The 23,769-nt window shown below is 58.3% G+C and carries 21 protein-coding genes and 2 tRNA genes; 15 read left to right on the plus strand and 8 right to left on the minus strand.

All coding sequences use genetic code 11. From position 1 onward, the window contains the following. Positions 1-27: 27 nt before the first annotated feature. From clpX to JS530_RS06440, 6 genes are all read left to right on the plus strand, one after another. Entirely contained in the window at positions 28-1,401 is a 1,374-nt protein-coding gene (gene clpX / locus JS530_RS06415; protein ID WP_214376365.1) for an ATP-dependent Clp protease ATP-binding subunit ClpX, read from the plus strand. 153 nt (positions 1,402-1,554) lie between these two features. Continuing rightward, a tRNA-Arg gene (locus tag JS530_RS06420) sits at positions 1,555-1,628 on the plus strand. A 29-nt stretch (positions 1,629-1,657) separates the two neighbouring features. Beyond that, positions 1,658-1,731, plus strand: a tRNA-Arg gene (locus JS530_RS06425). 103 nt (positions 1,732-1,834) lie between these two features. Beyond that, complete coding sequence (locus tag JS530_RS06430; RefSeq protein ID WP_214376366.1) at positions 1,835-3,043, plus strand: MalY/PatB family protein; 1,209 nt, start codon at positions 1,835-1,837, stop codon at positions 3,041-3,043. Between the two features lie 109 nt (positions 3,044-3,152). Then, complete coding sequence (locus JS530_RS06435; RefSeq protein WP_214376367.1) at positions 3,153-4,460, plus strand: Na+/H+ antiporter NhaA; 1,308 nt, start codon at positions 3,153-3,155, stop codon at positions 4,458-4,460. Next, positions 4,457-5,227, plus strand: coding sequence for an LOG family protein (locus JS530_RS06440; protein ID WP_214376368.1), 771 nt, complete (start codon positions 4,457-4,459; stop codon positions 5,225-5,227). The genes JS530_RS06435 and JS530_RS06440 overlap by 4 nt, the downstream gene beginning before the upstream one ends. A gap of 27 nt (positions 5,228-5,254) precedes the next feature. Here JS530_RS06440 and JS530_RS06445 read toward each other — a convergent pair whose 3' ends face one another. The 6 genes from JS530_RS06445 to JS530_RS06470 all read right to left on the minus strand — a co-directional run bounded on the left by JS530_RS06445 (position 5,255) and on the right by JS530_RS06470 (position 12,768). Then, the gene (locus JS530_RS06445; RefSeq protein ID WP_214376369.1) at positions 5,255-5,920 is read right to left on the minus strand and encodes an O-methyltransferase; all 666 of its coding nucleotides are present in this window, start codon (positions 5,918-5,920) and stop codon (positions 5,255-5,257) included. A 112-nt stretch (positions 5,921-6,032) separates the two neighbouring features. Further along, on the minus strand, positions 6,033-6,983 hold the full coding sequence (locus JS530_RS06450) for a succinate dehydrogenase/fumarate reductase iron-sulfur subunit (protein ID WP_214376370.1): 951 nt from the start codon (positions 6,981-6,983) through the stop codon (positions 6,033-6,035). Between the two features lie 156 nt (positions 6,984-7,139). Further along, positions 7,140-9,029 (minus strand): FAD-dependent oxidoreductase, encoded by a 1,890-nt coding sequence (locus JS530_RS06455; protein WP_214376371.1) that lies wholly within the window; start codon positions 9,027-9,029, stop codon positions 7,140-7,142. Positions 9,030-9,130: 101 nt separating this feature from the next. Beyond that, the gene (locus JS530_RS06460) at positions 9,131-10,699 is read right to left on the minus strand and encodes a DNA-processing protein DprA (RefSeq protein ID WP_214376372.1); all 1,569 of its coding nucleotides are present in this window, start codon (positions 10,697-10,699) and stop codon (positions 9,131-9,133) included. Beyond that, a complete protein-coding gene (locus tag JS530_RS06465) occupies positions 10,696-12,237 on the minus strand; it encodes a YifB family Mg chelatase-like AAA ATPase (RefSeq protein WP_214376373.1) in 1,542 nt (513 codons plus the stop codon). Before JS530_RS06465 ends, JS530_RS06460 begins: the two co-directional genes overlap by 4 nt. Before the next feature lie 30 nt (positions 12,238-12,267). Beyond that, positions 12,268-12,768 carry a YraN family protein gene (locus JS530_RS06470; RefSeq protein ID WP_214376374.1) on the minus strand — a complete coding sequence of 167 codons (501 nt, stop codon included), beginning with the start codon at positions 12,766-12,768 and terminating at the stop codon, positions 12,268-12,270. A 256-nt stretch (positions 12,769-13,024) separates the two neighbouring features. On the opposite strand from JS530_RS06470, the gene JS530_RS06475 reads away from it, so the two are divergent. From JS530_RS06475 to JS530_RS06490, 4 genes are read left to right on the plus strand one after another with little or no spacing between them, the layout of a single operon-like run. Beyond that, complete coding sequence (locus JS530_RS06475; RefSeq protein ID WP_214376375.1) at positions 13,025-13,699, plus strand: response regulator transcription factor; 675 nt, start codon at positions 13,025-13,027, stop codon at positions 13,697-13,699. Further along, on the plus strand, positions 13,699-15,036 hold the full coding sequence (locus JS530_RS06480) for a sensor histidine kinase (protein ID WP_214376376.1): 1,338 nt from the start codon (positions 13,699-13,701) through the stop codon (positions 15,034-15,036). The genes JS530_RS06475 and JS530_RS06480 overlap by 1 nt, the downstream gene beginning before the upstream one ends. Next, entirely contained in the window at positions 15,033-15,629 is a 597-nt protein-coding gene (locus JS530_RS06485; protein WP_214376377.1) for a hypothetical protein, read from the plus strand. Before JS530_RS06480 ends, JS530_RS06485 begins: the two co-directional genes overlap by 4 nt. After that, a complete protein-coding gene (locus JS530_RS06490) occupies positions 15,626-16,300 on the plus strand; it encodes a hypothetical protein (protein WP_214376378.1) in 675 nt (224 codons plus the stop codon). The genes JS530_RS06485 and JS530_RS06490 overlap by 4 nt, the downstream gene beginning before the upstream one ends. A gap of 88 nt (positions 16,301-16,388) precedes the next feature. On the opposite strand, the gene JS530_RS06495 is transcribed toward JS530_RS06490, so the two are convergent. Continuing rightward, positions 16,389-17,066: a hypothetical protein gene (locus JS530_RS06495; protein ID WP_214376379.1), complete on the minus strand. Its 678-nt coding sequence runs from the start codon at positions 17,064-17,066 to the stop codon at positions 16,389-16,391. Positions 17,067-17,304: 238 nt separating this feature from the next. On the opposite strand from JS530_RS06495, the gene JS530_RS06500 reads away from it, so the two are divergent. Genes JS530_RS06500 through JS530_RS06515 form a run of 4 tightly spaced genes read left to right on the plus strand, consistent with a single transcriptional unit; the run spans position 17,305 to position 21,069 of the window. Then, a complete protein-coding gene (locus tag JS530_RS06500) occupies positions 17,305-18,015 on the plus strand; it encodes a hypothetical protein (protein ID WP_214376380.1) in 711 nt (236 codons plus the stop codon). 34 nt (positions 18,016-18,049) lie between these two features. Beyond that, positions 18,050-19,237 carry a hypothetical protein gene (locus tag JS530_RS06505; protein WP_214376381.1) on the plus strand — a complete coding sequence of 396 codons (1,188 nt, stop codon included), beginning with the start codon at positions 18,050-18,052 and terminating at the stop codon, positions 19,235-19,237. 1 nt (position 19,238) lies between these two features. Further along, positions 19,239-19,910: an ATP-binding cassette domain-containing protein gene (locus JS530_RS06510; protein ID WP_214376382.1), complete on the plus strand. Its 672-nt coding sequence runs from the start codon at positions 19,239-19,241 to the stop codon at positions 19,908-19,910. Then, positions 19,903-21,069 carry a hypothetical protein gene (locus tag JS530_RS06515; RefSeq protein ID WP_214376383.1) on the plus strand — a complete coding sequence of 389 codons (1,167 nt, stop codon included), beginning with the start codon at positions 19,903-19,905 and terminating at the stop codon, positions 21,067-21,069. Before JS530_RS06510 ends, JS530_RS06515 begins: the two co-directional genes overlap by 8 nt. Here the strand turns inward: JS530_RS06515 and JS530_RS06520 are convergent. Next, a complete protein-coding gene (locus JS530_RS06520) occupies positions 21,056-21,931 on the minus strand; it encodes a pyridoxamine kinase (RefSeq protein WP_214376384.1) in 876 nt (291 codons plus the stop codon). The genes JS530_RS06515 and JS530_RS06520 overlap by 14 nt on opposite strands. 358 nt (positions 21,932-22,289) lie before the next feature. Between JS530_RS06520 and JS530_RS06525 the strand changes: the two genes are divergently transcribed. Continuing rightward, a complete protein-coding gene (locus JS530_RS06525; RefSeq protein WP_214376385.1) occupies positions 22,290-23,603 on the plus strand; it encodes an O-acetylhomoserine aminocarboxypropyltransferase/cysteine synthase family protein in 1,314 nt (437 codons plus the stop codon). Positions 23,604-23,769: the final 166 nt, after the last annotated feature.

Here is a 23,769-nt window from a genome sequence, read left to right on the forward strand (position 1 = left end):
TGACATGGTGACAGGCAAAGGAGCAGTATGGGACGTGTGGTGAGCTACAACGACGATATTCCACGATGCACGTTCTGTGGCAAAACCGAACGTCAGGTCAAGAAACTGGTCGCCGGTCCGAATGCCTCCATCTGCGACGAATGCATCGCCCTGTGTGTGGACATCATCTCCGAGGAGCGGGTCAAAGACGCCGAAGTCAATGCGCTGAGTTTACCGAAGCCGGCCCAGATTTTCGAATACCTGAACCGGTATGTTATCGGTCAGGATGAAGCGAAACGCACGCTCTCGGTAGCCGTGTACAACCATTACAAGCGCGTCAACATGGAGCTCAATGAATCGGCGCAACAGTTGGATCATGGTTCCATTGATGATTCGAACTCGGCTGATCGTCGCTCTAGTGCACGTCGGCACAGTGCCGGTTCCGGCGAGGATTCGCTCGACACTGTAGAAGTCGCCAAATCCAATATCCTGCTGCTCGGCCCCACCGGTGTAGGCAAAACCTATCTCGTACAATCATTGGCACGTGTAATGAACGTGCCGTTCGTCATCACCGATGCCACAACGCTTACCGAGGCAGGGTACGTCGGCGATGATGTGGAAACCATACTGCAGCGTCTGTTGCAGGCGGCGGATGGTGATGTCAGCCGTGCCCAGCATGGCATCATCTATATCGACGAAATCGATAAAATCGCCCGCAAATCCGGAGAGAACACCTCCATCACCCGCGATGTCTCCGGCGAAGGCGTACAACAAGCGTTACTGAAGATCCTGGAAGGCACCATCGCTTCCGTACCATTGGAAGGCTCACGCAAACATAAAGAGCAGGAGACCGTGCAGATGGATACGCGCGGCATCCTGTTCATCTGCGGTGGCGCCTTCGTGGGACTCACTGACATTGTGCGCAAACGTCTGGGGCGCAGAGAAACCGGATTCGGCACCAATTGGCACAATGCTGAACTGGACGATGCCGAACTGCTGAACCATGTGAACGCCGATGATCTGGCGGAATTTGGATTGCTGCCGGAATTCATTGGTCGCTTGCCGGTGACCAGTGTACTCAGGGAACTGAATGTAGACGATCTGGTTGCGATACTTACCGAGCCAGCGAACGCGCTGGTGAAGCAATACCGCAAACTGTTTGCCGTGGACGGTGTGGATTTGCAGTTCACCGATCAGGCGATACGCGCGATTGCCGAAACCGCCATAGGACAGGGGATAGGCGCTCGCGGACTGCGCTCAATCATCGAACGCACGCTGGAAGAGACGATGTTCCAGATCCCCAGCCTTGAGGATGTGCATCAGGTGATCGTAGACAAGGCAAGCGTACTTGGGCACAGCAGTCCGAAAATGCTGCGTAAAGCGGTGCAGATGGATCGTGATTATCAGCGTCGCGAAGCGTAGTGGCGGTGGTGCAGTAGCAGAGATTCATGCTTGAGATCCTTGGTATTCCGCGGTTTTTGCATGACTGGCGCAATGCGACACGCCGAGCCTACTGCCGAGTTGCGAAGCTCATAAGAGTGTGTATTATAAATCGAGTTGTCTGAACGACAACATGCGCCAGTAGCCCAGCGGATTAGAGCAGCTGACTACGGATCAGCAGGTCGCAGGTTCGAATCCTGTCTGGCGCACTCCCGAACCACGGGGACAACAGTGGTATGCGCCAGTAGCCCAGCGGATTAGAGCAGCTGACTACGGATCAGCAGGTCGCAGGTTCGAATCCTGTCTGGCGCACGATAAAGCCTCGAAAGCGAAATGCTTCCGAGGCTTTTCCAATTTCATGCGCTAGACTGACCCATCGGCAGTCAACTGTGGTAAAGAATGAAAGGGGCAGGCAGTGACGCAGCAGTCTCAATACGATTTCGACACCGTTCTTGAACGGCATGATTCCACTTCGATCAAATGGCACATGATTGAAGAGGCAATGGGACCGGATTCCAAAGACGTCATCCCGCTGTCGGTTGCGGATATGGAGTTCAAACCGGCTCCGGAAATCGTCGATGCGCTGGTCAACGCCGCCTCCCACGATGTGTTCGGCTATGATTACGCCACCGATGATTATTATGATGCGTTCATCGGCTGGATGAAGCGCCGTCACCATTGCATCGTTGACCGCGACTGGGTGAGTCTCTCCGACGGCGTGATGCCCGCCATCAACACCGCATTACGCGCCGTGACGCATCCGGGCGACAAGGTCATTATTCAACGCCCGGTCTATTACCCGTTCACGTTCGCCGCGGAACGCAATGGACTGACCATTCTCGACAACGAACTGGTGCTGGACGAAGCCGCAGGCCACTACAGCATCGATTTCGACGATCTTGAGGCCAAGGCAGCCGACCCGCGTTGCACCGCCATGATTCTATGCAATCCTCATAACCCGGTCGGCCGCGTGTGGACCGCCGAGGAACTGACCCGCATTGGTGACATTTGCCTGAAGCACGGCGTGTATGTGCTGTGTGATGAGATTCATGCGGACTTCGCGCATCCGGGCCACGAGGTAACCCTGTTCGGCAATCTGGGCAGCAAGTATGCGGATATCCTCTTCGAATTCACCGCACCGACCAAAACCTTCAATCTGGCTGGACTGCTGTGCTCCAACGCCATCATCCGCAATGCCGATTTGAAGCGGCGCTTCGACGTGGCTGCCGAGAACATTGGCGGATTGACCGTCAGCCATTTCGGCATGGTAGCCTGCCAAGCCGCATACAATCATGCCGAAGCCTGGCTGGATGAGCTGCTGACAGTGCTCGAACGCAACGTTGCTTTGGTACGAGAATTCGCCGCCCGCGTGGACGGCATTCGACTGATCGAGCCGGAAGGCACGTATCTGGCATGGCTCGATTGCCGTGGACTCGGATTCGCGTCCGTGGACGCACAACGTGAGTTCCTGCGCACCAAAGCGCGCGTCTGGTTCGATGAAGGCTCCCTGTTCGGCCATTCCGGCGACTTCTTCGAACGTATCAATCTGGCGTGCCCGACCGCGCTACTGCAGCGTGTGCTCAACAACATCGAACAGGCATTGGCGGCGCGTCAGCACAACTGATCAGCGCACCTGTTCACGGCCTAAGCCCGGGGCGGAATCGTTCCCGGGCTTTATCGTAATATGAGTAGTCGGTTTCGGCCGTACGGGATCGGCCGCTAGACGAGGAGTGATGATGGCTGGAACAACGGCGAAACGAAGTGCCTGGACCGTAATCAAACGGATTGCCGCGTCCGATCGCATTTCTGGCCTCATCATGCTGAGCTTTGCACTGATTGGTCTGGTATGTGCCAACCTGCCATGGACATATCATCTGTTTGAAACCATCGCGGAGACGCATATCGGCATCCCACATACCAATATCAACCTGCCTATCGGGCATTGGGCACAGGATGGATTGCTCACCATCTTCTTCCTGACCGTCGGCCTCGAGCTGAAGCAGGAGCTCACCACGGGCTCCCTTTCGAACCCCAAAGCAGCCGCCGTGCCGATGCTATGCGCGGTGGGCGGCATGCTGGCGCCACCGGTATTGTTCCTGCTGACCATCGCCGTGTTCTCCCAATATGGTCCCGGTGATACCGGCAGCCTGATTCTCACCACCACCGGCAGCAGCATCCCATTCGGCGAGATGGCCCACGGCTGGGCAGTGCCAACCGCCACTGATATCGCGTTCTCGCTGGCTGTGCTTGCCTTGTTCGCCAAGGCTCTGCCCGGTTCCATTCGCGCGTTTCTGATGACGCTCGCCACCGTGGATGATCTGCTGGCGATTATTCTCATCGCCGTGTTCTTCTCCTCGGTGAACGCATGGTACTGGTTCGTGGGTATCGCCGTGTGCGCGGTGATCTGGTCGATGCTCGTGCGTATGCGGCGTGTGCCGTGGATCGCCGTAGCCGTGGTGGGCATTCTCGCCTGGGTGATGATGTTCGAGGCCGGGGTGCATCCCACGCTCGCCGGTGTGGTAGTGGGTCTGTCCACGCCATCTCGCGAAGTGTTCGGCGAAACCACGCCGCGCGCCGCACGATACGCCGAAAAACTGCAGCCGTTCTCCGCGCTGCTGGCACTGCCGATTTTCGCATTGTTTGCCACCGGCGTGCATTTCGAGGAGTTGAGCCCCGCATTGATGCTTTCGCCTCTGGTTATCGCATTGGTAGTCGCACTCGCCGTCGGCAAGCCACTGGGCATTATCACGACCGCCTGGTTGGCCACTCATGTAGGCGGATTGCGCATGGCCAAAGGATTACGCGTACGGGATATGATTCCCACAGCCTGTGCATGCGGCATCGGTTTTACGGTTTCGTTCCTGATCGCGTCGTTGGCGTACAGCAATCCTGAACTGTCCGCAGAAGCACGATTTGGCGTACTGGTCGGTTCGTTGGTCTCCGCCGTGATTTCCGGCGTACTATTGAGCCGCCAGTCCAAACGGATTGCACAGGCTTCGGCACAGCAAGAAAATGTGGCACTTGAAGGAGGCAACGCATGACTCAGGATCAGCAGAATACGGTATCCGATGACGATTTCTCGCCGTTAGGGGACACCTATCATCGTGGGCCGGTGATTCTCCGCGGCCAGATGATTCCCACCGACAACACCACGGCTAATCTGCTGAAGCCTGATCAGGCCACCGACTGGTTGCATATGGATCCGTGGCGTGTTCTGCGCATCCAATCGGAGTTCGTGGATGGTTTTGGCGCATTGGCAGAGCTTGGTCCCGCCGTTTCGATTTTCGGCTCGGCCCGCACACCGCGCACAGAACCGGCGTATAAGGCGGCGCGACGCATGGGCAGCCTGATCGCCAAAAAGAACATCGCGGTGATTACCGGCGGCGGTCCGGGCATTATGGAGGCGGCGAACAGGGGAGCGGCGCTTGCCGGCGGCAAATCGGTGGGCCTGGGCATCGAACTGCCGCACGAGCAGGGGCTAAACCAGTGGGTGAACCTTGGCATGAGCTTCCGGTACTTCTTCGTCAGGAAGACGATGTTCGTGAAGTACAGCTCGGGTGTGATTGTCTGCCCGGGCGGCTTCGGCACCTTGGATGAGATGTTTGAATTATTGACGTTGGTGCAGACGCACAAGGTGGCGGACATGCCGGTCGTATTGTACGACAAAGCCTATTGGCAGGGACTGTTCGACTGGCTGGACGGGCCGGTGAAGGACCATGGCATGATCTCCTCCATCGACCCGCATCTGGTCACCGTCACGGACGACCCGGATGAGGCCGTTGATATTGCCACCAGTGCAATCCGCTGACAGTGAGTAGTTGCCTACGTGAGTTGCTTACTTCTTGACGGCAATCAGCAAACCGGTGCCGTCGGGAGTCAGCGTGGACTCGAATGTCTCGTCATCCTCAACCATGGTGATGAGTTCGCGCATGGCGGTGGCCTTGGTGCTGCGATCGGCGGCATCGAGCACACCGCCATGGTCGGAGCCAAGAGCCAGGACATCAGTGAAAACAATCACGCCATGGGTGCGCAGCAATCGTGCGGCCTGAGCGAAGGTGGATGCATAGTTGTCAGCATCACCGGCCACCACAATCATGTCGTAATCATTGGCGTTCAATCGCGGCAGGAAGACGCGCGCCGGCGCATTCACCGCCCTGAGTGACGTGTCGGTCACATCCTGCAATTCGGCGAACACCTTGCGAATCATCGCAATACCTTGGGCGGTGGAATCCACGGCCGTCAACTGGCCGCCACCGTTCAGCGCATGCACAAGCTGAACACTCTCCACGAGTGAACCGGTTCCGATAACGATCACGGAAGAGGCGTCGATCATATGCGCCAGCATGGTGAGCAGTTGCGCCTGCGCCGCAGAACCCTGAGGCAAACCGGCCTGCTCGGCGTTATCGCGGGTCGCGGCAACCGATGGGATCTCACGTTCGAGGGCATGCTCCTCGGTGTACTCCCAAGCTTTGGCGAGATTCGTGTACTGCGTCTTATCCATAATCTTGTCTCCTCCACATACCTCTGTGGCTCATCCGTTGAGCATTGCCGATGGGGCTACGGTGTTGGGCGCCACGCGACTGTATTCATTGTATCGGCATCACGATGATTGGTTATCGTTCGCGAACTTTGGCGACAATCTGCCACATTTCCTCGCCCACGTCGATACCACGCGGACAATGACGGGAGCAGGCGCGCACGGATTGGCATGCTGCCACGCCGTCAGCGGTATCGATGGCATCCATGCGCTCCATGGCCTTGGTGTCACGAGAGTCGTTGATGAAGCGGGAAGCCCAAATAAGGGCGGCAGGTCCAATGAAAGCGTCGCCGCCGGCGAATACCGGGCAGGAGCCCTCGCATACGCCGCAGGCGATGCAATTGCTCAATGTCTCATATTTGGCAAGCTGCTCGGGATGCTGCAGATACTCGAAAGCGTTCACTTTGCCTTCCGCAGTGGTGGCGAGCACACCATCGGCTTCAAGATATGGGGTGAGTTTGCGAATCTGATTGAGCATCGGGTCGATGTCGGCAATCAGATCACGCTGCGGGGGGAATCCAGGCAGCGGTGCAAGCTCAATCACCCCCAATGAATCGGTGGCTTCGTATGCGCCATCCGCATCCGCAGGGGAGTCGGAAGATTCGTCTTGACCGTTGTCGATATGGCGGAATCCCTCATCGTCCACCTGCGGCAATGCGCCAGGCTGCTTGGCCCAATCACGAATCGACGCCGTGCACAAGAGCGTTGGCGTACCGTTGATGGCCACCGCATCCGAACCGCACATGCCATGGCCGCAGGAGTAACGGAAGGCAAGCGTCGGATCAACCGTGCGCTTGATGGCTAGCAGACAATCAAGAATCGTGTCTTCCGGACGTGCGGGAATCGTGTATTCCTGCACCCACTGCTTGCCGCGCGGGCGACGGCGTGCGGCGGAATCGGAACCGGAGCCGAAAGGGGAGCTTTTGCGGGCGAACGGACTGCCGCCACGTGCACGTTCCGCGCGCTCGGGGCGCGGAGTGAAGCGATGCACCTTCAAGGTAACCGTCGTGTTGTTCGCCTCAGCCATGCTTTGCCTCCATGAAACCATGCATCATCCAACCTGAATCAAATCAGCCAACCTATTGTGCCACAAGCCCTAGGCGTGCCACGCAGCAGGTCATATTCATAGGCGCTAGCTGCGTGGCGCTGCCGGAACTTGTGGGCGGTGAAACGGCACTGTCCCTTAATACTCGCGCTTCTTGGGCGGATAATCAGTGATGGTCACCGGCTTGAAAGTCACCGAACCAGCTGCCGCCACCATGGAATGCGCCAGGAAATGCTCATCGTCACGCTCGGGGAAGTCGAGTCGACGCATGGAGCCACGGGATTCATGGCGAGCATCTGATGCCATGAGCACCGCTTGGGCGAGCGCAACGAGATGACGCACCTCCCAGATGGCGGTGACCTCTTGATTGAACGCCGCGGTGTGGTCATGCGCATACAGGTGATCGGCCTGCGGCTTGATGACCGTATCCAACTGTTCCAATGCCGCTGCGATGGTGTCCGCGCTGCAGCGCACGGCCAGCGCCTGCTCCATGATGGAGCCGAGTTTTGCCATGAGCTGGTATGCGTTGGCGGTATTGCCCGCATTGCTCTCGGACTCGGCATCGGACTCAGTATCTGATTGTGGGGCACCTTGCAACAATGTCGTCAACTCGCCGTTGCGAGCTTCAGCGGCACGATCGACTGCGGTGATGAGATCATCATCAGCGGTTTCATCACCCATGGGAGAGTCCACCGGATTGCCGGCAATACGCGCGGCCAATGCGTGTCCGGCGCGCGTGCCGAAGAGGCACGCGTCAAGCAGCGAGTTGCCGCCCAAACGGTTTGCGCCATGTACGGAAACGCATGAGCATTCGCCGGCTGCGAACAAGCCGTTGACCACAGTGCGGTGCGTGCCATCCCAACGGTACACTTCACCATCCGTGGTAATCGGAAGACCACCCATCGTGTAATGAGCGGTGGGCTTGATAGGCACCAGATCCTTGGTGGGATCCAAATTCGCATACTGTTCGATGGTTTCCACCACCTGCGGCAATACCTGAGCCATGCGCTCGGCATCGATACCGGTCATATCCAGCCACACGCAATCCTTCGGACCGTTCGGATCCTTTGGATCGGCCACACCGCGACCGGCATCGATCTCGGCCATGATGGAACGGGAGACCACGTCGCGGGCCGCCAGATCCCTATGCTCCGGCGCATAACGTTCCATGAACGCTTCGCCGTTCGCATTGCGCAGAATACCACCCTCGGCGCGTGCCGCCTCGGAGAGCAGAATACCGGTATGGGCAAGTCCGGTGGGGTGGAACTGTACGAATTCAATGTCTTCAAGCTGCAATCCGGCGGACAACGCCAAGGCCATGCCGTCGCCTGTCAAGTCCCAGGAATTGGAGGTGGTGTGGAACAATCGCCCTGCACCACCGGTGGCGATCAGCACATTACGGGCGTGGATGGCTTGAATCTTGCCGGAATGCGTGTCCAAAGCCACAATGCCAGCGGCCTGCTGGCCATCATCGGTGAGCACCAGATCGGTCACATACCATTCCTCGGCGAATTCCACGCCTTGCGCCACACACTGCTGCCACAATGTGTGCAGGATCTGATGGCCGATGCGGTCAGCGGCATAGGCGGCGCGCTTGACCGGTTCTCCGCCGAAATCCCGCGTATGGCCGCCGAATCGTCGTTGGGCGATATGCCCGTCTTCGGTGCGGGAGAATGCCACACCTTGACGTTCCAGATTGATCACCGTTTCAGGAGCGTATTCGGCGAGCAGCTTGGCCGCATCCTGATCGACCAGCCAATCGCCACCTTTGATGGTGTCGTAATAATGCCAATGCCAGTCATCGGATTCGATGTTGCCTAGGCTGGCCGCGATACCGCCTTCCGCGGATCCGGTATGCGAACGCAACGGCTGCAATTTGGAGACCACGAGAATCTTCGGCTCAACCCCTTGCTCCTTGAGCTCGGTGATTTCGGGGGAGCGGAGCAATCCCAGTGCCGCAGACAGGCCGGCTGCTCCTGCGCCGACGATAACCGCATCATACATATCTTCCAAACGTTTCGGACTCATGGGTTTGATTCTCGCACACCCGGCGAACAGCGAGCCGAAGGGATCTGATGCTTGCTGGCAGGCTTATAGGACATGTGATGATGGATGGGATGGCGGCAAGCTCAAGCCACTGAGTCGCATAGCACCATGGCATCCGCCTTTCTTTCCACAATGCCATTGAGCTCCATGGTGCCCAACAATTCCAAAACGGCCCGGATATCCGGAATCTCGTCAGGCGCTTTGCTTTGGGCTACACGCAGCAGTGCATCCGGGGTGGTGATGAGATGCCGTTTCTTGCATTCTCGAATCAACGCGACCATGATGCGTTGGGTTTCCGGCAGGTCGCTGACTTTGATTGGTTTGTTGCCGTGGTCGCCGTGGTCGCCGCGATTGCGCGATGTGTTGCGATTGCGCGATGTGCCGCGCAGGTCAGGTGCGGCATGTGCGGATACGGGGTGCTGTTTTTTCGTGGCGGCGGAAGCGTCGGCATCATGGTGGGATTCGGCAGCAGAAGTGGGTTGCTGCATGGGATTGTGCGGTGATGTCGCCTTCGTGTTCGACTCGGACCGCTGTGCGACGGTCGGTGCCGGAGAGGCTGGAATCGTGACATCTGCCAGTACTGGATGATGCGCGTTATGGCAGATATCGTCAATGGCGGTGGCCGCGCATAGGAGTATGGCTTTCTGCTCGTTGATGATTTTGTTGCAGCCGGCATTAACCGGCTGATTGATATCCCCGGGCGCGGCATACACTTCGCGCATCAGCTCGCACGCCCAGCCCGCGGTGTTCAACGCTCCCGATCTGAGCCGAGCCTGCGCCACCACCAAGGTGGAGGAGAGCGCGGCGATGATACGGTTACGCATCAGGAACCGTCTCGCTTCAGGAACAATGCCGGGGCATAATTCGCTGATGAGCGCGCCTCCTTGCTGTTCGATGCGTTCGAACAGCGTGCGGTTGCGCAAAGGTCCCATATGGTTTAGGCCGCCGGCGAAAACGGCGACCGTTCTGCCGACCGTGGACGGGTTATGACCGGTCAACGCGTTCAATGCACCCCAGTGCGCGGCCGCATCCGTGCCCATGGCGCCTCCGGAAACCACCAGATGACCGGATGCGGCGGCCTGTTCGGCGAGCGTATGGGCAACATATCGGCCATATTCGGTAACGTCGCGCGAACCTACGATGCCTACAGGCTTTGGGCAACTGGTTAGCGCACGCGGATCTCCTTTGCCCCACAAGCAGAGGGGAGGAGCCCAGTCGGAGCGGATCGCCAGATCTTCCAGCTGTTTGGGCCAGCATGGATTGCCGGGAGCGATAATCCATTGGGTGCCGTCAGACGTAAACCAGTCCGCGAGCGCCAGCGGATTGCGGTCGGGCATATCCTGCATTCGATTGTGCCATCGGACCACATTGGTGCGGAATGCCTTCATGGCATCAGCGGTTGGTTTGCGTCCCCAACGAACGCAGCCTTGAGCGAATAGACGTTCCAATTCGGCGAATGCCGGAGCGCAGGTGGTGGAAGGCTTGTTCGGATGTGACTCGTCAAGCGTGTGCCACACGATTTCAGCGTTGCCGGCTCCTTTGAGCAGAGCGTACATCTGTGCGTCCGCATCATCGAGGCAGTAGGTGAGTGCTGCGCGGAATATGGCGTCTCTGGAAAGTGAGGACACGGTGGTTGTGGTGGATTCGCTCATGACATCCTCGTTCTCAGTTCGATGCCCTGATGGACATCCTGTTCGGTGGGGCTTTCCCGGCCGGCCAGATCGGCAAGCGTCCAGGCGAGACGCATGGCTCGGTCGGCGCCGCGTAGGGTGAGCTGATGGCTCGTCAAGGCTCTGTTGACGAGTTCCATGGCTTTCAGTGAGGTATTGGCGTGCAGCCATTTGCCGGATGCCTGTGCGTTGCAGGTCCAGCCGAACTGTTTGAACCGTTGCGTGGCAATCTGGCGTGCTTGGATGACCCGTGCGCGAATCGTCTGACTGCTCTCGCCCTGTGGTTCTTGCTGTTGGGCGATGCGGGAGACGGGCGGTACGGCAAGCTGAATGTCCACGCGGTCAAGAATCGGTCCGGAAAGTCGGGAGAAATACCGCATGCGTTCCTTCTCCTTGCATGTGCAGCGCTCGCCGGTGCCGTAATAGTATCCGCATGGGCAGGGGTTGGCGGCCATGATGAGTTGGAAATTGGCCGGATAGTAGGTGCTGCCTTTGGATCGCGAGAGTGCCACATACCCGGATTCCAACGGTTCGCGCATGGTTTGCAATGCTCGGGCGCTGAATTCTGGTGCTTCGTCAAGGAATAGGATGCCTCGATGCGCCCGTGTGATGGCTCCGGGAATCGCCATGCCGCTGCCGCCTCCCACAAGGGCCGCCGTGGTGGCGGTGTGATGTGGGGCTTCGAATGGCGGGACGTCGGTGATGCCGTATTGTGGCAGTGTTCCGCACAGGGAGCGGATGGAAGCCACTTCAAGCTGTTCGGATTCGTTTAATGGACACATGATGCCGGGAAGTCTGGAGGCCAGCATGGTTTTGCCTGCGCCGGGAGGGCCGGTCATGATGAGATTATGTCCTCCTGCCGCAGCCACCTGTAATGCCCATTTGGCGTATTCCTGTCCCAACACTTCGCTCATGTCGCCGCAATCCTGCGGATTTGAGGCCACGGTTGAGACGGTATCGGCAAGCGCATCGCCGTTGTGTGGTAATTCCGGTATACGGTAGGTGGCGTCGCCTCCCATGAGCTCAATGAGCTCGCCCACATGCTGTATGCCGATAACGTCCAGACCATCGACCATGGCAGCCTCGTCAAGATTGCGGTATGGCACGATGAGTTTGTTCGCCCCGTGTTCTTTGGCATGCAACATGATGGGTAAGAGACCATGGATCGGCAGCACCGAGCCATCAAGATTCACTTCGCCGAGCACGACTGTATCTTCCAAGCAATTGTGGTCGATGGCATTCGACGCGCAGAGCACGCTGGCGGCTATGGCCAGATCATGCGATGAGCCACGCTTCGGCACCGATGCCGGACTCATGTTGACGGTCACTCTGGTTTGCGGCCAGGAGAATCCGCTGGCTTGGCATGCGGATTTCACCCGCTCGCGAGCCTCCGACAGTGAGGTGTCCGGCAAGCCGATGATGGAGAAATACGGCAATCCGGGACTGATGAACGCCTGCACTTGGATGATGAAGGCCTTCAATCCGATAAGGCCAACGGATAGTGTGCTTCCTATAGGCATGGTGGCTGCTCCTTTCGGGCTTCAAGGCGTTCAGAACGCTCCGGGAATGTGATGGATAACGGGTTTGCCGAGTTCCAACACCACGGTGACCACGTCAAAACGGATTGCGGTATGCGGTATGCGGTTACGGCGGTCGATCAGCCATTCGCAGGCAGCTCGACGAAGGTTGACCTGTTTGGAATGCGTCACGGCTTCCTGTGGAATCCCGTAATGCGCATTGCGGCGGGATTTGACCTCAACGAATACGATGGTGCGATCCGGTGCCATCATTACGATGTCGAGTTCGCCATAACGGGTATGCCAGTTGCGGCTCAACGTGCGCCATCCCTGGCGTTCGAGCCACGCGGCTGCATAGTGTTCGCCGAGAGCTCCGAATTGTTTTGGCGCGAGGGACGGATCAGCCATGGCCGTGGCCAGCTGGTCCACGAGACTTGGGTTCGCCTCCGTTGGAGAATCCAGCATGGGCTGGTGGAAGTGAGATGCGGCTTCGCTGCCGGCTTCGAGAATCTGCGATGATCTGGAAGTGTTCATGTATCCACTGTGCGGGCTGACCGGTTCTTCGCACAAGCGCAACCGGCAAATGTGGATACTATGACGGGGTTTGGCGTGTTGTGGATAACGTGTGGATGAAAACCGGGTTATCCACCGATTGTTAAGACGGTATGCGAATCATCGCGCCGCAGTTGTAATCCACAGGATGACAACACACCTTAACCCATCAGACTCGCTGATGCTACGGTAGCCGTAGAAGGGGCGGCAGCGAAGCCGCGGAAGGGCGGCGAACATCATGCATGACAATAACCAACAACAGGCGGTACGACCCATTGTCACCATCGGGCTCGTGGACAATGACGCATTCTCGCTTGCCTTCCTCGAACGTTCCATCAGTGAACTGATGTCTGAGGCCCGCATCATCTGGAAAACCACATCAGGCAGGGATGCGGTCGCCCGTTGTCTCGATGTGAGCCAAAGCCCCAATGTGCTGCTGACCGACATGTCAATGGACGAACTCTCCGGACTCGTGGTGTGCAAGACCATTCGCATCAAAACCGCACGCGTCAAGATTCTGGCGGTCACCTCATTCTCACTCGCCGTATATTCCGGCAAAGCCGCCGCAGCCGGAGCGCAAGGCATTGTACCCAAATCGGTGGAGACGCCCATCATCGAAGCGATTCGCTCCGTCGCCGCCGGCGGCACATGGGGCGAAGGCTTCGAAACCGCGGCGGAGGCGCACACGCGACTGGGCGGACAACGCACACCCCGTCAATTCCTGCTTTCCGACCGTGAAGCCGAAGCCATGAACCTGTGCTCCAGAGGGCTGTCCACCGAACAGATTGCCGCCGAAATGCGAGTCAATGCCTCCACCGCCAAAACCTATCTCACCCGTGCCATCCATAAGCTCGGCGTCACCTCCCGCGGGGCAGCCGTAGCATTATGGACCGGAGCCTCGGAGGGGGAGTGATGAACGGCAAGCCCACCGCGAATGCGGCCCACTGGATTCGGATGCACTGGTTCCGCATCGCCATTGCAGCCTTCACGCTCACCGCCACCTTGGTGGAATGGTCGGTGATACCGCCGATCTATCCGCTGAATTTCCTGTTTTCAGGACTCTCGGTTATCGCCATCGTGCTTTCGCCATTCATTCCCAGAATCTCCGGATGGCTGATCATCGTCACCGTGGTGGCCAGACTGTTCGTGCTTGACCTATCCGGCCCGAACCCGCTCTGGGCAGCGTATCTGGCGCTCGCGATTATCGGTTATGATAGTGCGATTCCCGTGGCGACTGGTGCGTTGCTCACCGTTACGATTGCTGAATGTGTGCCGGTGGCCTTAAATACGTTCAATGCGCTTTCCGCAACATGGATCGGCATGGTCAACTACATCGGCATGTTCACACTCGCCACGATGGCGGGCATGTCATTCCGGTGGCGCAAACAGCGCGACGAGATTCGTGAACAGGCACTGGTTTTGGAACGTAAACAATGGCAATTGGACACCTTGCAACGCAACACGCGCCTGGCCTCACGCATCCATGATTCCGCCAGCGGCGGGCTCTCGTACATCGCATTGACCGCACAACGGCAATTGCGGCGCATCGGTGATGATGAGGCGCATCATGCCGAATGTCAGGATTGGCAGTTCGTCAACGACCAGGCATTATCAGTGCTCGATGAGATCCATCACGTCATCGATCTGCTGGAACAGCCGCAATCACCTGACCCATCGCAGTCGGATGATTTCCATGATTCCAAGACTCAGGAATCCTCCGCAAATTCAACTGCGCAGCGTACCGAGCGTCCCGTGCCGGAACCTTCATCCTCCAGCAGTGCAGCATCCCGGCAATGGAACACATTGCAATCGGCGATGCAGGAAGCGACAGCCAAACTCACACATCTGGGATTCTCAGGAACCATCGAAACGCGTGGCAATCTCCCGGACGATTGCGCGGACGAAACAATCACAGAGGCCGTCAATCTCATCGGCGAAATCGCCGCCAATATCACCCGCCACATGAGCCCGGACTCCGGCGAATATTGCTGCGTGATCACTGTGAGTAACGCTGCCATCGAAATCATGGAAACCAATCCGATAGGCATACCAAGCAATGATGCACAGAACAACGACAGCAGTTCGGCGGGCACGCTCAAGCCGCACGGCAGCGGTCTTGCCATGCACCGGCGCCTGATTCGCAGCCTTGGTGGAGAACTCAATACCACTGCCGAAGACGCTGATTGGATACTCTATGCCCGCATCCCCACACATCCCGGTTCATCAGAGCTTGAGAGGCATGCGTCATGACCAGGATTCGCGGCAGCAACCAATCAAGCAACCAATCATATGAACAACGCCATCATCATGGATGGCATGGCATCGCCTCCAGCTTCAGCCAGTGGCATCGCCGAAACCTGATGGTTGCCGTCGTCCTTGCCATAGGCATCATCATCGCCGTACTGCTGGCATCGCTGCTCCCGCAGCCGTGGAGCGACGTGGCAACCAACGCGAGCAACGATTCCAGCCGCACAATGCCTACCACCAGCGAACATCCCGAATTTACCGGTCCACACAAATACGAGGCGTTGACCGCCTGGAACAACCTGCATACCGAACTCGGGCGCGGCATACTCGAAGACGGCACGGTTACGCCAGCCGAGCTTGCCGAAGTGCGCAAGGCCTATAACGAATGCCTGTCCGTCTATGGACTACAGGCTAAAACAATCACGGATGACAACGGTGAAGCTATAGGCGAGAGCGTCGTACCGATTCGCGGATCGATGAATAGCCAACAACAATCGGCTGTCATCGACCAATGCCGGACCGAATCCGATTACCAGTGGCTGGAGCCATTGGTCAATGCGCATTCCACCGAACAGTCGACAAAGGAGCCGCAATGAACCAGCACTACCGTCGATCTCGATTCACGAAAACCATGATTGCCGCCATCGCCGCAAGCTGCATCCTATGCTTGGCATCAGCCTGCACCGAACCGCTGCACGGCGATAACACTGCGCAACCCCAGTCGCAAACCAGCGAGGGCATCAACCTCAATACCCACTATTCGACGGAGCTGAAACAGGCCCGCGAGCAGCTAGAGCAGAACGGCAATGATTTCGCGGCAAACATCCTGAAGGATGGCATCATTGCGGACAGCGAACTGGCCGAGCTGAACCATCGCGTTGTGCAGTGTTTGAGCGACCTCGGCTATAGCAAGGATTCCATCAGCATGGGGGAGTTGGGTGAGATGAGCATCCGTCCGCCGAGCGGAGTGACGCACGAGGAATCGGCATCATGGGGCGCCTCCGTGAATCAGGACACGCAAACCTGCACCGAACGCAATGGGGCGAACACCATCTGGCAACTGGCCAGCGCCGCGCAATTGAATCCGAGCAACGATGGCAAGGATGCGAGGCAGACCTTCATCGATTGCTATATCAAGCAGGGGCTCGTCGGCGCATCATATTCAATCGATGATTATGAGCGAGATAGCAGAAACGGTACCGGTCCGTTCGATGAAGCGCAACGTGCGGATGCGGGATTCCAACAAAAGCTTGAGGCATGTGAGTAAGTCATGCGGGGAGTGATTGACGCATTGATATAGAAAAGCCTCCCCACACTAGGGGAGGCTACAAGAAATGTGCCTGCTTCCTCGCAATCTACTGACGCGGATCGTCATTGCATTGGATCCAGCTCTCGTAATTCTGTTCGCTGTAGTACTTGCCACCGGGGTTGGTGAACTGTTGACTGAACTGGAGATACTCCTCGCCGTCCGCATCGACTATCGGAATATCTTCTGCGGTGAATTCCGAACCAACCGCGCCCTTGCGTTTCAAGCACTCTGCCAAATCCTGCCGTATCTCCTCAGCGGTGCGGTTACGCAACTCGCCATCCGGATCCTGAACCAACGCGGTGTAGAGAGCCGTGATGAAATACTGGCCTGATTGCTTGGAACAGATGATGTCCTGCTCATGAAACCGCTGCTGTTCGGCGTCGCTCATATTGCCTGTTGGCATTTGGGCTGAGCCATCCGGGTTCACATAGTCATACACGAATCCGGCATCCGCCATGCAGGACTGGTACCGGTTCGCCACTTCCGTGGCCTCCGCTTCGGTGATCCGCTCATCGCGCAGCACATCCTGAGCGAATGTGTTGTCGTTTTCGCGGGCCTGATCGTAGCTCAGCCGGAAATCCTCAGCCCAAGGGCCCGAAAACGTGGGTTCGACTTGCGGTTGCTCGGCAGTGCCTAAGGATGGCCCGCTGCATGCAGCAGCTGAGCACATCATGACGGCTGCTAGTGCCGCGACAATCATATGTTGTGCCAGTACTCGCTTCATGGGATTTCCTCTCCGTTCGATGCGCATGCCTTTGGCACGGTCTGCCGGCCAAGAGTCATCGAATAATCCGGGCATCATTGCCTGCCGATGATTCCACGGTACGTTCGACGCTTCGTCTGCGCACTGCTGCCTGTAATCTCCGCGACTACATCGGTCTGATGGTTTTCGACAAAACATGTCTATGCTGAATTGAGACAGGGAGGTCGTCATGGTTGGTTGGGAAACAAGCAGAGGCCATATGCAACACGATGTTCGATATGCGCTTGCAGTGCTGATATCCGCATCCTTGCTCGCGACGTGCGCAGCCTGTGGTTCGCCGTCAGGTGCCGAATCAAACGGCAATGCTGCGCGACCCGCTGCATCTGCCTGTAAAGCTCCGGATTTCACCGGCTCCTACGCCAACGAATTTCAGAGCGCCTACGATCAGTCCAAAACCGACTTGGCCAAACGGATTTTAGCGGACTGCCAGATCACCGATGCGGAACTCAATGAGATGTTGGACGCTCAGAACGCATGCCTGGCACCATACGGATTGGTTGTTACGAAAGGCCAGCTCGCCCGCTTGCGGGAGAGTGCTTTGACCGACGACGAGATGAATCAGAAGAACACGGAATGCGCCGGAAAGACCGACCTGTGGACCGTCGAAGCACTGTATGACGAAATGCAGGGCAATCCAAGCAACCTCGACACCGAGGCACTTCACAAGGCGTCATACCAATGCCTCAAACAACGTGACCTGCTGCCCAAGCCAATCAGCGAGCAGGAATACCTGGCGCTGGAAATCAGCAGTGCAGACGGCGAGACACAGATAGAGGAGAAGACCCGCACATGGAACGAGTTCTACAACATGTATATGGAATACAACGAAGACGGCAGCAGGAACCCTGACTACAACGCCGATAAGGCACGGCAGTTCTGGGCTTGCCAGCAGGACCCGTTGCACCAGTAGCGGTACCCGAGCGAAGACGAAGGGGGCAAGTGCCATGACTCAGGGAAGCAAGGTGGTGGCCAAGACTAGGGCATCCCGTAAAGAACGCAGGGCTGCACGCAACGGCGTGGCGATCTCCATCGTGATACTGCTGGCGCTGGTGATGCTTGCCATCGGCGTGAGTGCAGGGTTCCTTTTGACCCGCTCCACAATTCCACCCTCGCTGGTCTCCAGTGTCGAAGCCAGTACGGTGAAAGTGGCGGCAACCCAGTTCGACGACTCGCGTTCGATTGCGCTGACCGTGAGCTTGGGGGAATCTTCGGTGGTCGCTTCGCCGATTACCGGTACCGTCACCGGTATTGCCGTGGGCGCGGGCTCTTCAATAGCTTCCGGGCAGGTGGTATTCAATGTCGATGCCACACCGGTTATGGCGTTGCATACCGATGTGCCGCTGTATCGGGAACTCAAAAGCGGCATGCGAGGCTCGGACGCCGCGGGACTCAATGCCGCGTTGCGCAGGCTGGGCTACAACGCGCCGGACTCAGACTTGATGACGTGGGACACCATCACCGCCTACAATGCGCTCGCGCAATCCGTAGGCGCACGGCAATTGAGCCGCGAGAACGGCTGGGACATCGACCCCAGCTGGTTCGTATGGCTGCCCGCCGACTCGGTGACCGTCAAACAGACCTCCATCGCCGTCGGCAGGCAAGTCGCGGCCGGGCAGGATTTGTTCACCACGGCCGCCATACCGCTCAAAGCCACATTGCCGGCTGCCGCCGCTGACCTGGTGGCAGGGGAGCGCGTGATCACCATCGGCGACCAGACATTCGACGTGCCGGCCGATGCCACGGAACTTACGGATGCGGCGATGCTGGCTGCTATCAATAATTCCGTGGCATTCCGCATGGCTTCGCTCGGATCGGATTCGGCAGGCTCAATGGCTGCCGGTAATACTTCGGCTGGAAGCGCTGCGGGTGCCTCCGCCGGCGGAACCCTAAACGTCTCCTATGATTGGAAACTGAAGCAGCCGTTGACCGCGCTCAGTGTGCCGCCGTCCGCCGTATATGATGCGGCTGCCGGCTCGGGTTGCGTCAGCGTCGATGCGAAGCCGGTGCAAGTGTCGATCATCGCCTCACAGCTGGGTAAGACAATGGTCAGCGTCGGCGGTGACCAGACGTTCGACCATGTGGATGTGACCCCGCAGACCAACGAACACTGCACAGCCCAAGGCGGTGCGTGACATGGTCGATAGGAAAGTGATATTGACCGATGTGGGGCACAGTTTCGACCGGACCGGCGAAGACATGCTGTTCCGACACTTGACGATGACACTGCTGCCCAAACACGTCTATGCATTGACCGGACCATCGGGTTCAGGCAAGTCCACATTGCTGTCCATTATCGCCGGATGGGTCACGCCGGTAGCCGGTTCGGTGGAGCGCATTGACTGCGGGCGCGTGTGCTGGGTGCTGCAGAACCCACATGGCGTGGCCCGGCGCTCGGCCATCGACCATGTGGCCTTGCCGTTCATCGCGCGAGGGGAGCGGCGGAGGACCGCAGAAACCCATGCAATGGAACTGCTCGAGGCATTCGGTCTGTCATCCTTGGCTCGAAAGCCCTTTCGTGATTTATCAGGCGGTGAGGCGCAACGACTGATGCTGGCCCGGGGAGTGGCCTCGCACGCTGGTCTGTTGCTGGTTGACGAGCCGACCGCGCAATTGGACCTCAACACCGCCGCCACAGTCAACGAGCATCTGCACAATCTTTCGATGAGCGGTGCCATCGTGGTGGTGGCCACGCACGATCCCCGCACGCGCGATGCCTGCACCGATCTGATCGATTTGCGCGACTGGCAAAACGACGAGCCCGCACACGCCACTTCGATTGAGCGAGGCGGTGAACATCATGAATGAAGCAAATGATCGCCGACCTCATATGCGGCTGGCCGGGATGCTCGGAGAGGCTTGGCGAGACCTCGTCACCGGCACCAGCCATGCATGCGCGCTCGCGGTCGGGCTTGCATGTCTGATCGTGTTGCTTGCCGGCGCCGATGGGCTCACCATTATGGGCATCCAACGGCAAACCGATGAATATGTGGCATCAGGCGGCTCAACCTGGATATTGGAATACCCGAATCATATCGACGGTGCAGCCTGCGATCGGCTCATCTCATTAGACGGTGTCGAAGCGTCAGGAGCGGTGCGGCAGTCGGACAACAAGCTGGTGTTCGCGGCCTTGCCATCCACCAGCGTGCCTTTGTATGACATCACGCCGGGTGCCGCCGACATATTCATGCTGAGCACCACCGGAACACAGTGGCAGTACGGGAAAGCTCGGAAATCCGGTAACACGACTGCAAACCGGGAAGGTACGTTGCTGTCCCACGAAGCGGCGGAACCGTTCCAGGCTCAAGCGGGGCGATCCCTGGCATTGAAGGATGGGCGCGATCTTGATATTGCCGGAGTATTCGACTGGCCGGATGACGGCAGAAAATCCGGTTTCTCCTATGCCGCACTGACCCCGGTCCCCGCTGATTCGAGTGTGTCTTTCAGCCAATGCTGGGTGCGCGCATGGCCGCAGACCAAGAATCTCGAATCATTACTACGTCTGGCCAGTGATGGTACAGCCAGTGGGGCAACGGCTGAGCGGCCGCAGATCTATAAGCTCAACACCACCAAAGGCAGCGAACTGGACAGTGCAGTGCTGTTTGCATCGAGACTGACCGCCTTTGTGCCGTGGATTGCGCTCGCAACAGCACTGGTGCTGGGCTTTATCGCAATGCGCACACGCAAACTGGAAATGGCGTCCGCATTGCATTGCGGCGTGCCGAAAACCGCATTGCTCACACAAATCCTTTTGGAGACGGCTATTTGGGGAATCGCCGGCATTATACTGGCCAGCCCGTTGCTCGCATGGGTTTGGCTGAACAATACTACGGTCGAGGCTGTGGCATTGACAGACACATTGCTGCGAGTGCCGGCTGCCGCATTGCTTGGCGTACTGCTGGGCGCATTCCTAGCCGTGTTGCTCACACGGGAAAATCACCTGCTCAAATACTTCAAGAACCGATGAGCCCGGTCAGTTCGCCAAGATTGAGTTCGAAACTCAAGCCGCGATCTTCGAAATGTGGTTGATTGCGGGTGTTGGCCATCGCATGCCGCACGAACTCGCCGGCGATCTGTGCCGATTCGGCAAGCCCGCGACCAGCCAGCACCGCGCCGCACAAGGCGGAGGCGAACGCATCACCAGTGCCGTGAATCATATACGGAAGCTTCTCATGAGCAAGCTCAATCTTCTGCGCCACGCCGGTTGACGCGCTCGCCACATAGTTGATGATGCGACCATCACCGCGGTCGATGCCTTTCAGCACCACGTTCTTCGCGCCAAGCTCAAGCAATGCCTCAAGCATCGTGTTCACAGCGGAATCATCCAAATCATGGCCCGGATAATCAGTCTTGGTCAAGATCGCGGCCTCGGTGAGATTCGGCATCAGCACATCCGCGCCGAGCGCCAAAGCGCCCATCGCCTCGCATAGTTCCGGCGTATACGTGGGGTACATGCTGCCGCCGTCGCCCATCACCGGATCGACCAAACGCAACGCATGAGGATACTCGCGGTAGAGCCGTTCGATGATCGCAACCTGTTCAGGGGAGCCAAGGAAACCTGAGTAAATACCGTCCAACTCCACGTCTTCGGCCTGCCAAGCATCCAAATAACCGTTCAGGATATCGGTGGTGTCGTGGAAGGTGAACACCTTGTATTTGGTGTGCGCCGAGAACAGTGCGGTCGGCACCGGGCACACGTCGCAACCAGCCGCCGAGAGAATCGGGATCGCCGCGGTCAGCGAGCATTTGCCGTAACCGCACATGTCATGCACGGCAGCCACACGAGGAATATAATGCGGGTCGCGATCATACAGGGTCACGTCAGTCATGGAATCTCTTTCGGTCGGTATCGAAACGGTCAAGCACCACTCACGAAGCGTAGTCCAGTGAGCGAATCAACGTGTTCGCATGCTCGTATTGAATGCTGCCGATTCTGTGTGCCGGCTGTTCCCGTGCTCGGCGTGTCGCAAGTTTTCCGGCAAGAAAAAACGATGGTCGAAGAGCGTTGAATCCCAATGATTCCAACGGGTTATAAGGGTCTATAGGCAACCGTGATAACGCTGAGCTTGCGCCGCGCCGAGTCGCGCGCGTACTTTCATAACCAACACCTCGCCAACCGCCGAACACGGCAGGCGGGTGGCAAGGAAAAGAACCTCGCGACCAAGCACAACCAGCAAGGAGCACACCATGGCCGAGAACAAGAAGTACCGTTTTGAAACCCTGCAGCTGCACGTGGGCCAGGAGCAGGCCGACCCGGCCACCGACTCCCGCGCAGTGCCGATCTACGCCACTACTTCCTACGTCTTCCACAACTTCGATCACGCTGAGGCTCGCTTCGGCCTCGCTGACCCGGGCAACATCTACGGCCGTCTGACCAACTCCACTCAGGGCGTCTTCGAAGACCGTATCGCCGCCCTCGAGGGTGGTACCGCAGGCATCGCCGTCGCCTCCGGTGCAGCCGCCGTCGAATACGCCGTGCGCAACATCACCCAGTCCGGTGACCACATCGTCTCCTCCAAGAACATCTACGGTGGTACCTTCAACCTGCTCAAGCACACGCTGCCGCGCGATGGCATCACCACCACCTTCGTCGACCCGGAGGTTCCGCAGAACTTCGAGGACGCCATCCAGGAGAACACCAAGCTCGTCTACTTCGAGACCTTCGGCAACCCGAACGCCGATCTGCCGGACTTCGAAGCCATCTCCGAAATCGCTCATAAGCATCATCTGCCGGTGGTCGTCGACAACACCTTCGCCACCCCGTACCTGTTCCGTCCGCTGGAGCACGGTGCCGATGTCGTGGTCGAATCCGCCACCAAGTTCATCGGCGGCCACGGCACCACGCTCGGTGGCGTCGTCGTTGAGGGCGGCAAGTTCAACTGGGCCGAGGTTCCGGGCAAGTTCCCGACCCTGACCGAGCCGGATCCCTCCTACCATGGCCTGAACTTCTACGAGGCTCTGGGCGGCACCGCATTCGTGACCCGCATCCGCGCCATCCTGCTGCGTGACACCGGCGCAACCCTGTCCCCGTTTGCAGCCTTCCTGCTGCTGCAGGGCACCGAAACCCTGTCCCTGCGCGTTGAGCGCCACGTCCAGAACGCGCTGAAGGTCGTCGAATACCTGCAGACCGTGCCGGAAGTCGAGTCCGTCTCCCACCCGTCCATCGAAGGCCGTCGCGACCACGCCCTCTACGAGAAGTACTTCCCGAACGGCGCCGGCTCCATCTTCACCTTCGACATCAAGGGCGGTAAGGATGCGGCACGTGTCTTCATCGACAACCTGCACCTGTTCTCCCTGCTGGCCAACGTGGCCGATGTGAAGTCCCTGGTCATCCACCCGGCTTCCACCACCCACTCCCAGGAGACTCTGGAGGAACTCGAGGATCAGGGCATCCACCAAGGCACCATCCGCCTGTCCATCGGCACCGAGAACATTGAGGACATTCTCGACGACCTGAAGGGCGGTTTCGAAGCCGTTCGTGCCTCCGGTCTGGCCAAGTAAGCCCGGCAGGAAGCATGCTGACTCCGGCTGAAGGGGCATGATGCTGAAGGGGGCATCATGAAAAGCCGGAAAGGCTAGGGAGCCTTGCTCAAAGTCGAAAAGCCCGCACTGACGTCATGCAGTGCGGGCTTTTCCGTATGTTGCCCAGCACTATGTTGCCCAGCTC

Origin of the sequence: Bifidobacterium colobi, assembly GCF_018555455.1 — a bacterium.
In the GTDB taxonomy this organism is placed as follows: Bacteria; Actinomycetota; Actinomycetes; order Actinomycetales; family Bifidobacteriaceae; genus Bifidobacterium; species Bifidobacterium colobi.

What these genes read in the sequence shown, in the direction of transcription:
- clpX (WP_214376365.1), top strand. Translation starts at nt 28, where the DNA reads ATGGGACGTGTGGTGAGCTACAACGACGATATTCCACGATGCACGTTC.
- JS530_RS06435 (WP_214376367.1), top strand. Translation starts at nt 3,153, where the DNA reads ATGATGGCTGGAACAACGGCGAAACGAAGTGCCTGGACCGTAATCAAA.
- JS530_RS06440 (WP_214376368.1), top strand. Translation starts at nt 4,457, where the DNA reads ATGACTCAGGATCAGCAGAATACGGTATCCGATGACGATTTCTCGCCG.
- JS530_RS06445 (WP_214376369.1), bottom strand. Translation starts at nt 5,920, where the DNA reads ATGGATAAGACGCAGTACACGAATCTCGCCAAAGCTTGGGAGTACACC.
- JS530_RS06450 (WP_214376370.1), bottom strand. Translation starts at nt 6,983, where the DNA reads ATGGCTGAGGCGAACAACACGACGGTTACCTTGAAGGTGCATCGCTTC.
- JS530_RS06455 (WP_214376371.1), bottom strand. Translation starts at nt 9,029, where the DNA reads ATGAGTCCGAAACGTTTGGAAGATATGTATGATGCGGTTATCGTCGGC.
- JS530_RS06460 (WP_214376372.1), bottom strand. Translation starts at nt 10,699, where the DNA reads ATGAGCGAATCCACCACAACCACCGTGTCCTCACTTTCCAGAGACGCC.
- JS530_RS06465 (WP_214376373.1), bottom strand. Translation starts at nt 12,237, where the DNA reads ATGCCTATAGGAAGCACACTATCCGTTGGCCTTATCGGATTGAAGGCC.
- JS530_RS06470 (WP_214376374.1), bottom strand. Translation starts at nt 12,768, where the DNA reads ATGAACACTTCCAGATCATCGCAGATTCTCGAAGCCGGCAGCGAAGCC.
- JS530_RS06475 (WP_214376375.1), top strand. Translation starts at nt 13,025, where the DNA reads ATGCATGACAATAACCAACAACAGGCGGTACGACCCATTGTCACCATC.
- JS530_RS06480 (WP_214376376.1), top strand. Translation starts at nt 13,699, where the DNA reads ATGAACGGCAAGCCCACCGCGAATGCGGCCCACTGGATTCGGATGCAC.
- JS530_RS06485 (WP_214376377.1), top strand. Translation starts at nt 15,033, where the DNA reads ATGACCAGGATTCGCGGCAGCAACCAATCAAGCAACCAATCATATGAA.
- JS530_RS06490 (WP_214376378.1), top strand. Translation starts at nt 15,626, where the DNA reads ATGAACCAGCACTACCGTCGATCTCGATTCACGAAAACCATGATTGCC.
- JS530_RS06495 (WP_214376379.1), bottom strand. Translation starts at nt 17,066, where the DNA reads ATGAAGCGAGTACTGGCACAACATATGATTGTCGCGGCACTAGCAGCC.
- JS530_RS06500 (WP_214376380.1), top strand. Translation starts at nt 17,305, where the DNA reads ATGCAACACGATGTTCGATATGCGCTTGCAGTGCTGATATCCGCATCC.
- JS530_RS06505 (WP_214376381.1), top strand. Translation starts at nt 18,050, where the DNA reads ATGACTCAGGGAAGCAAGGTGGTGGCCAAGACTAGGGCATCCCGTAAA.
- JS530_RS06510 (WP_214376382.1), top strand. Translation starts at nt 19,239, where the DNA reads ATGGTCGATAGGAAAGTGATATTGACCGATGTGGGGCACAGTTTCGAC.
- JS530_RS06515 (WP_214376383.1), top strand. Translation starts at nt 19,903, where the DNA reads ATGAATGAAGCAAATGATCGCCGACCTCATATGCGGCTGGCCGGGATG.
- JS530_RS06520 (WP_214376384.1), bottom strand. Translation starts at nt 21,931, where the DNA reads ATGACTGACGTGACCCTGTATGATCGCGACCCGCATTATATTCCTCGT.
- JS530_RS06525 (WP_214376385.1), top strand. Translation starts at nt 22,290, where the DNA reads ATGGCCGAGAACAAGAAGTACCGTTTTGAAACCCTGCAGCTGCACGTG.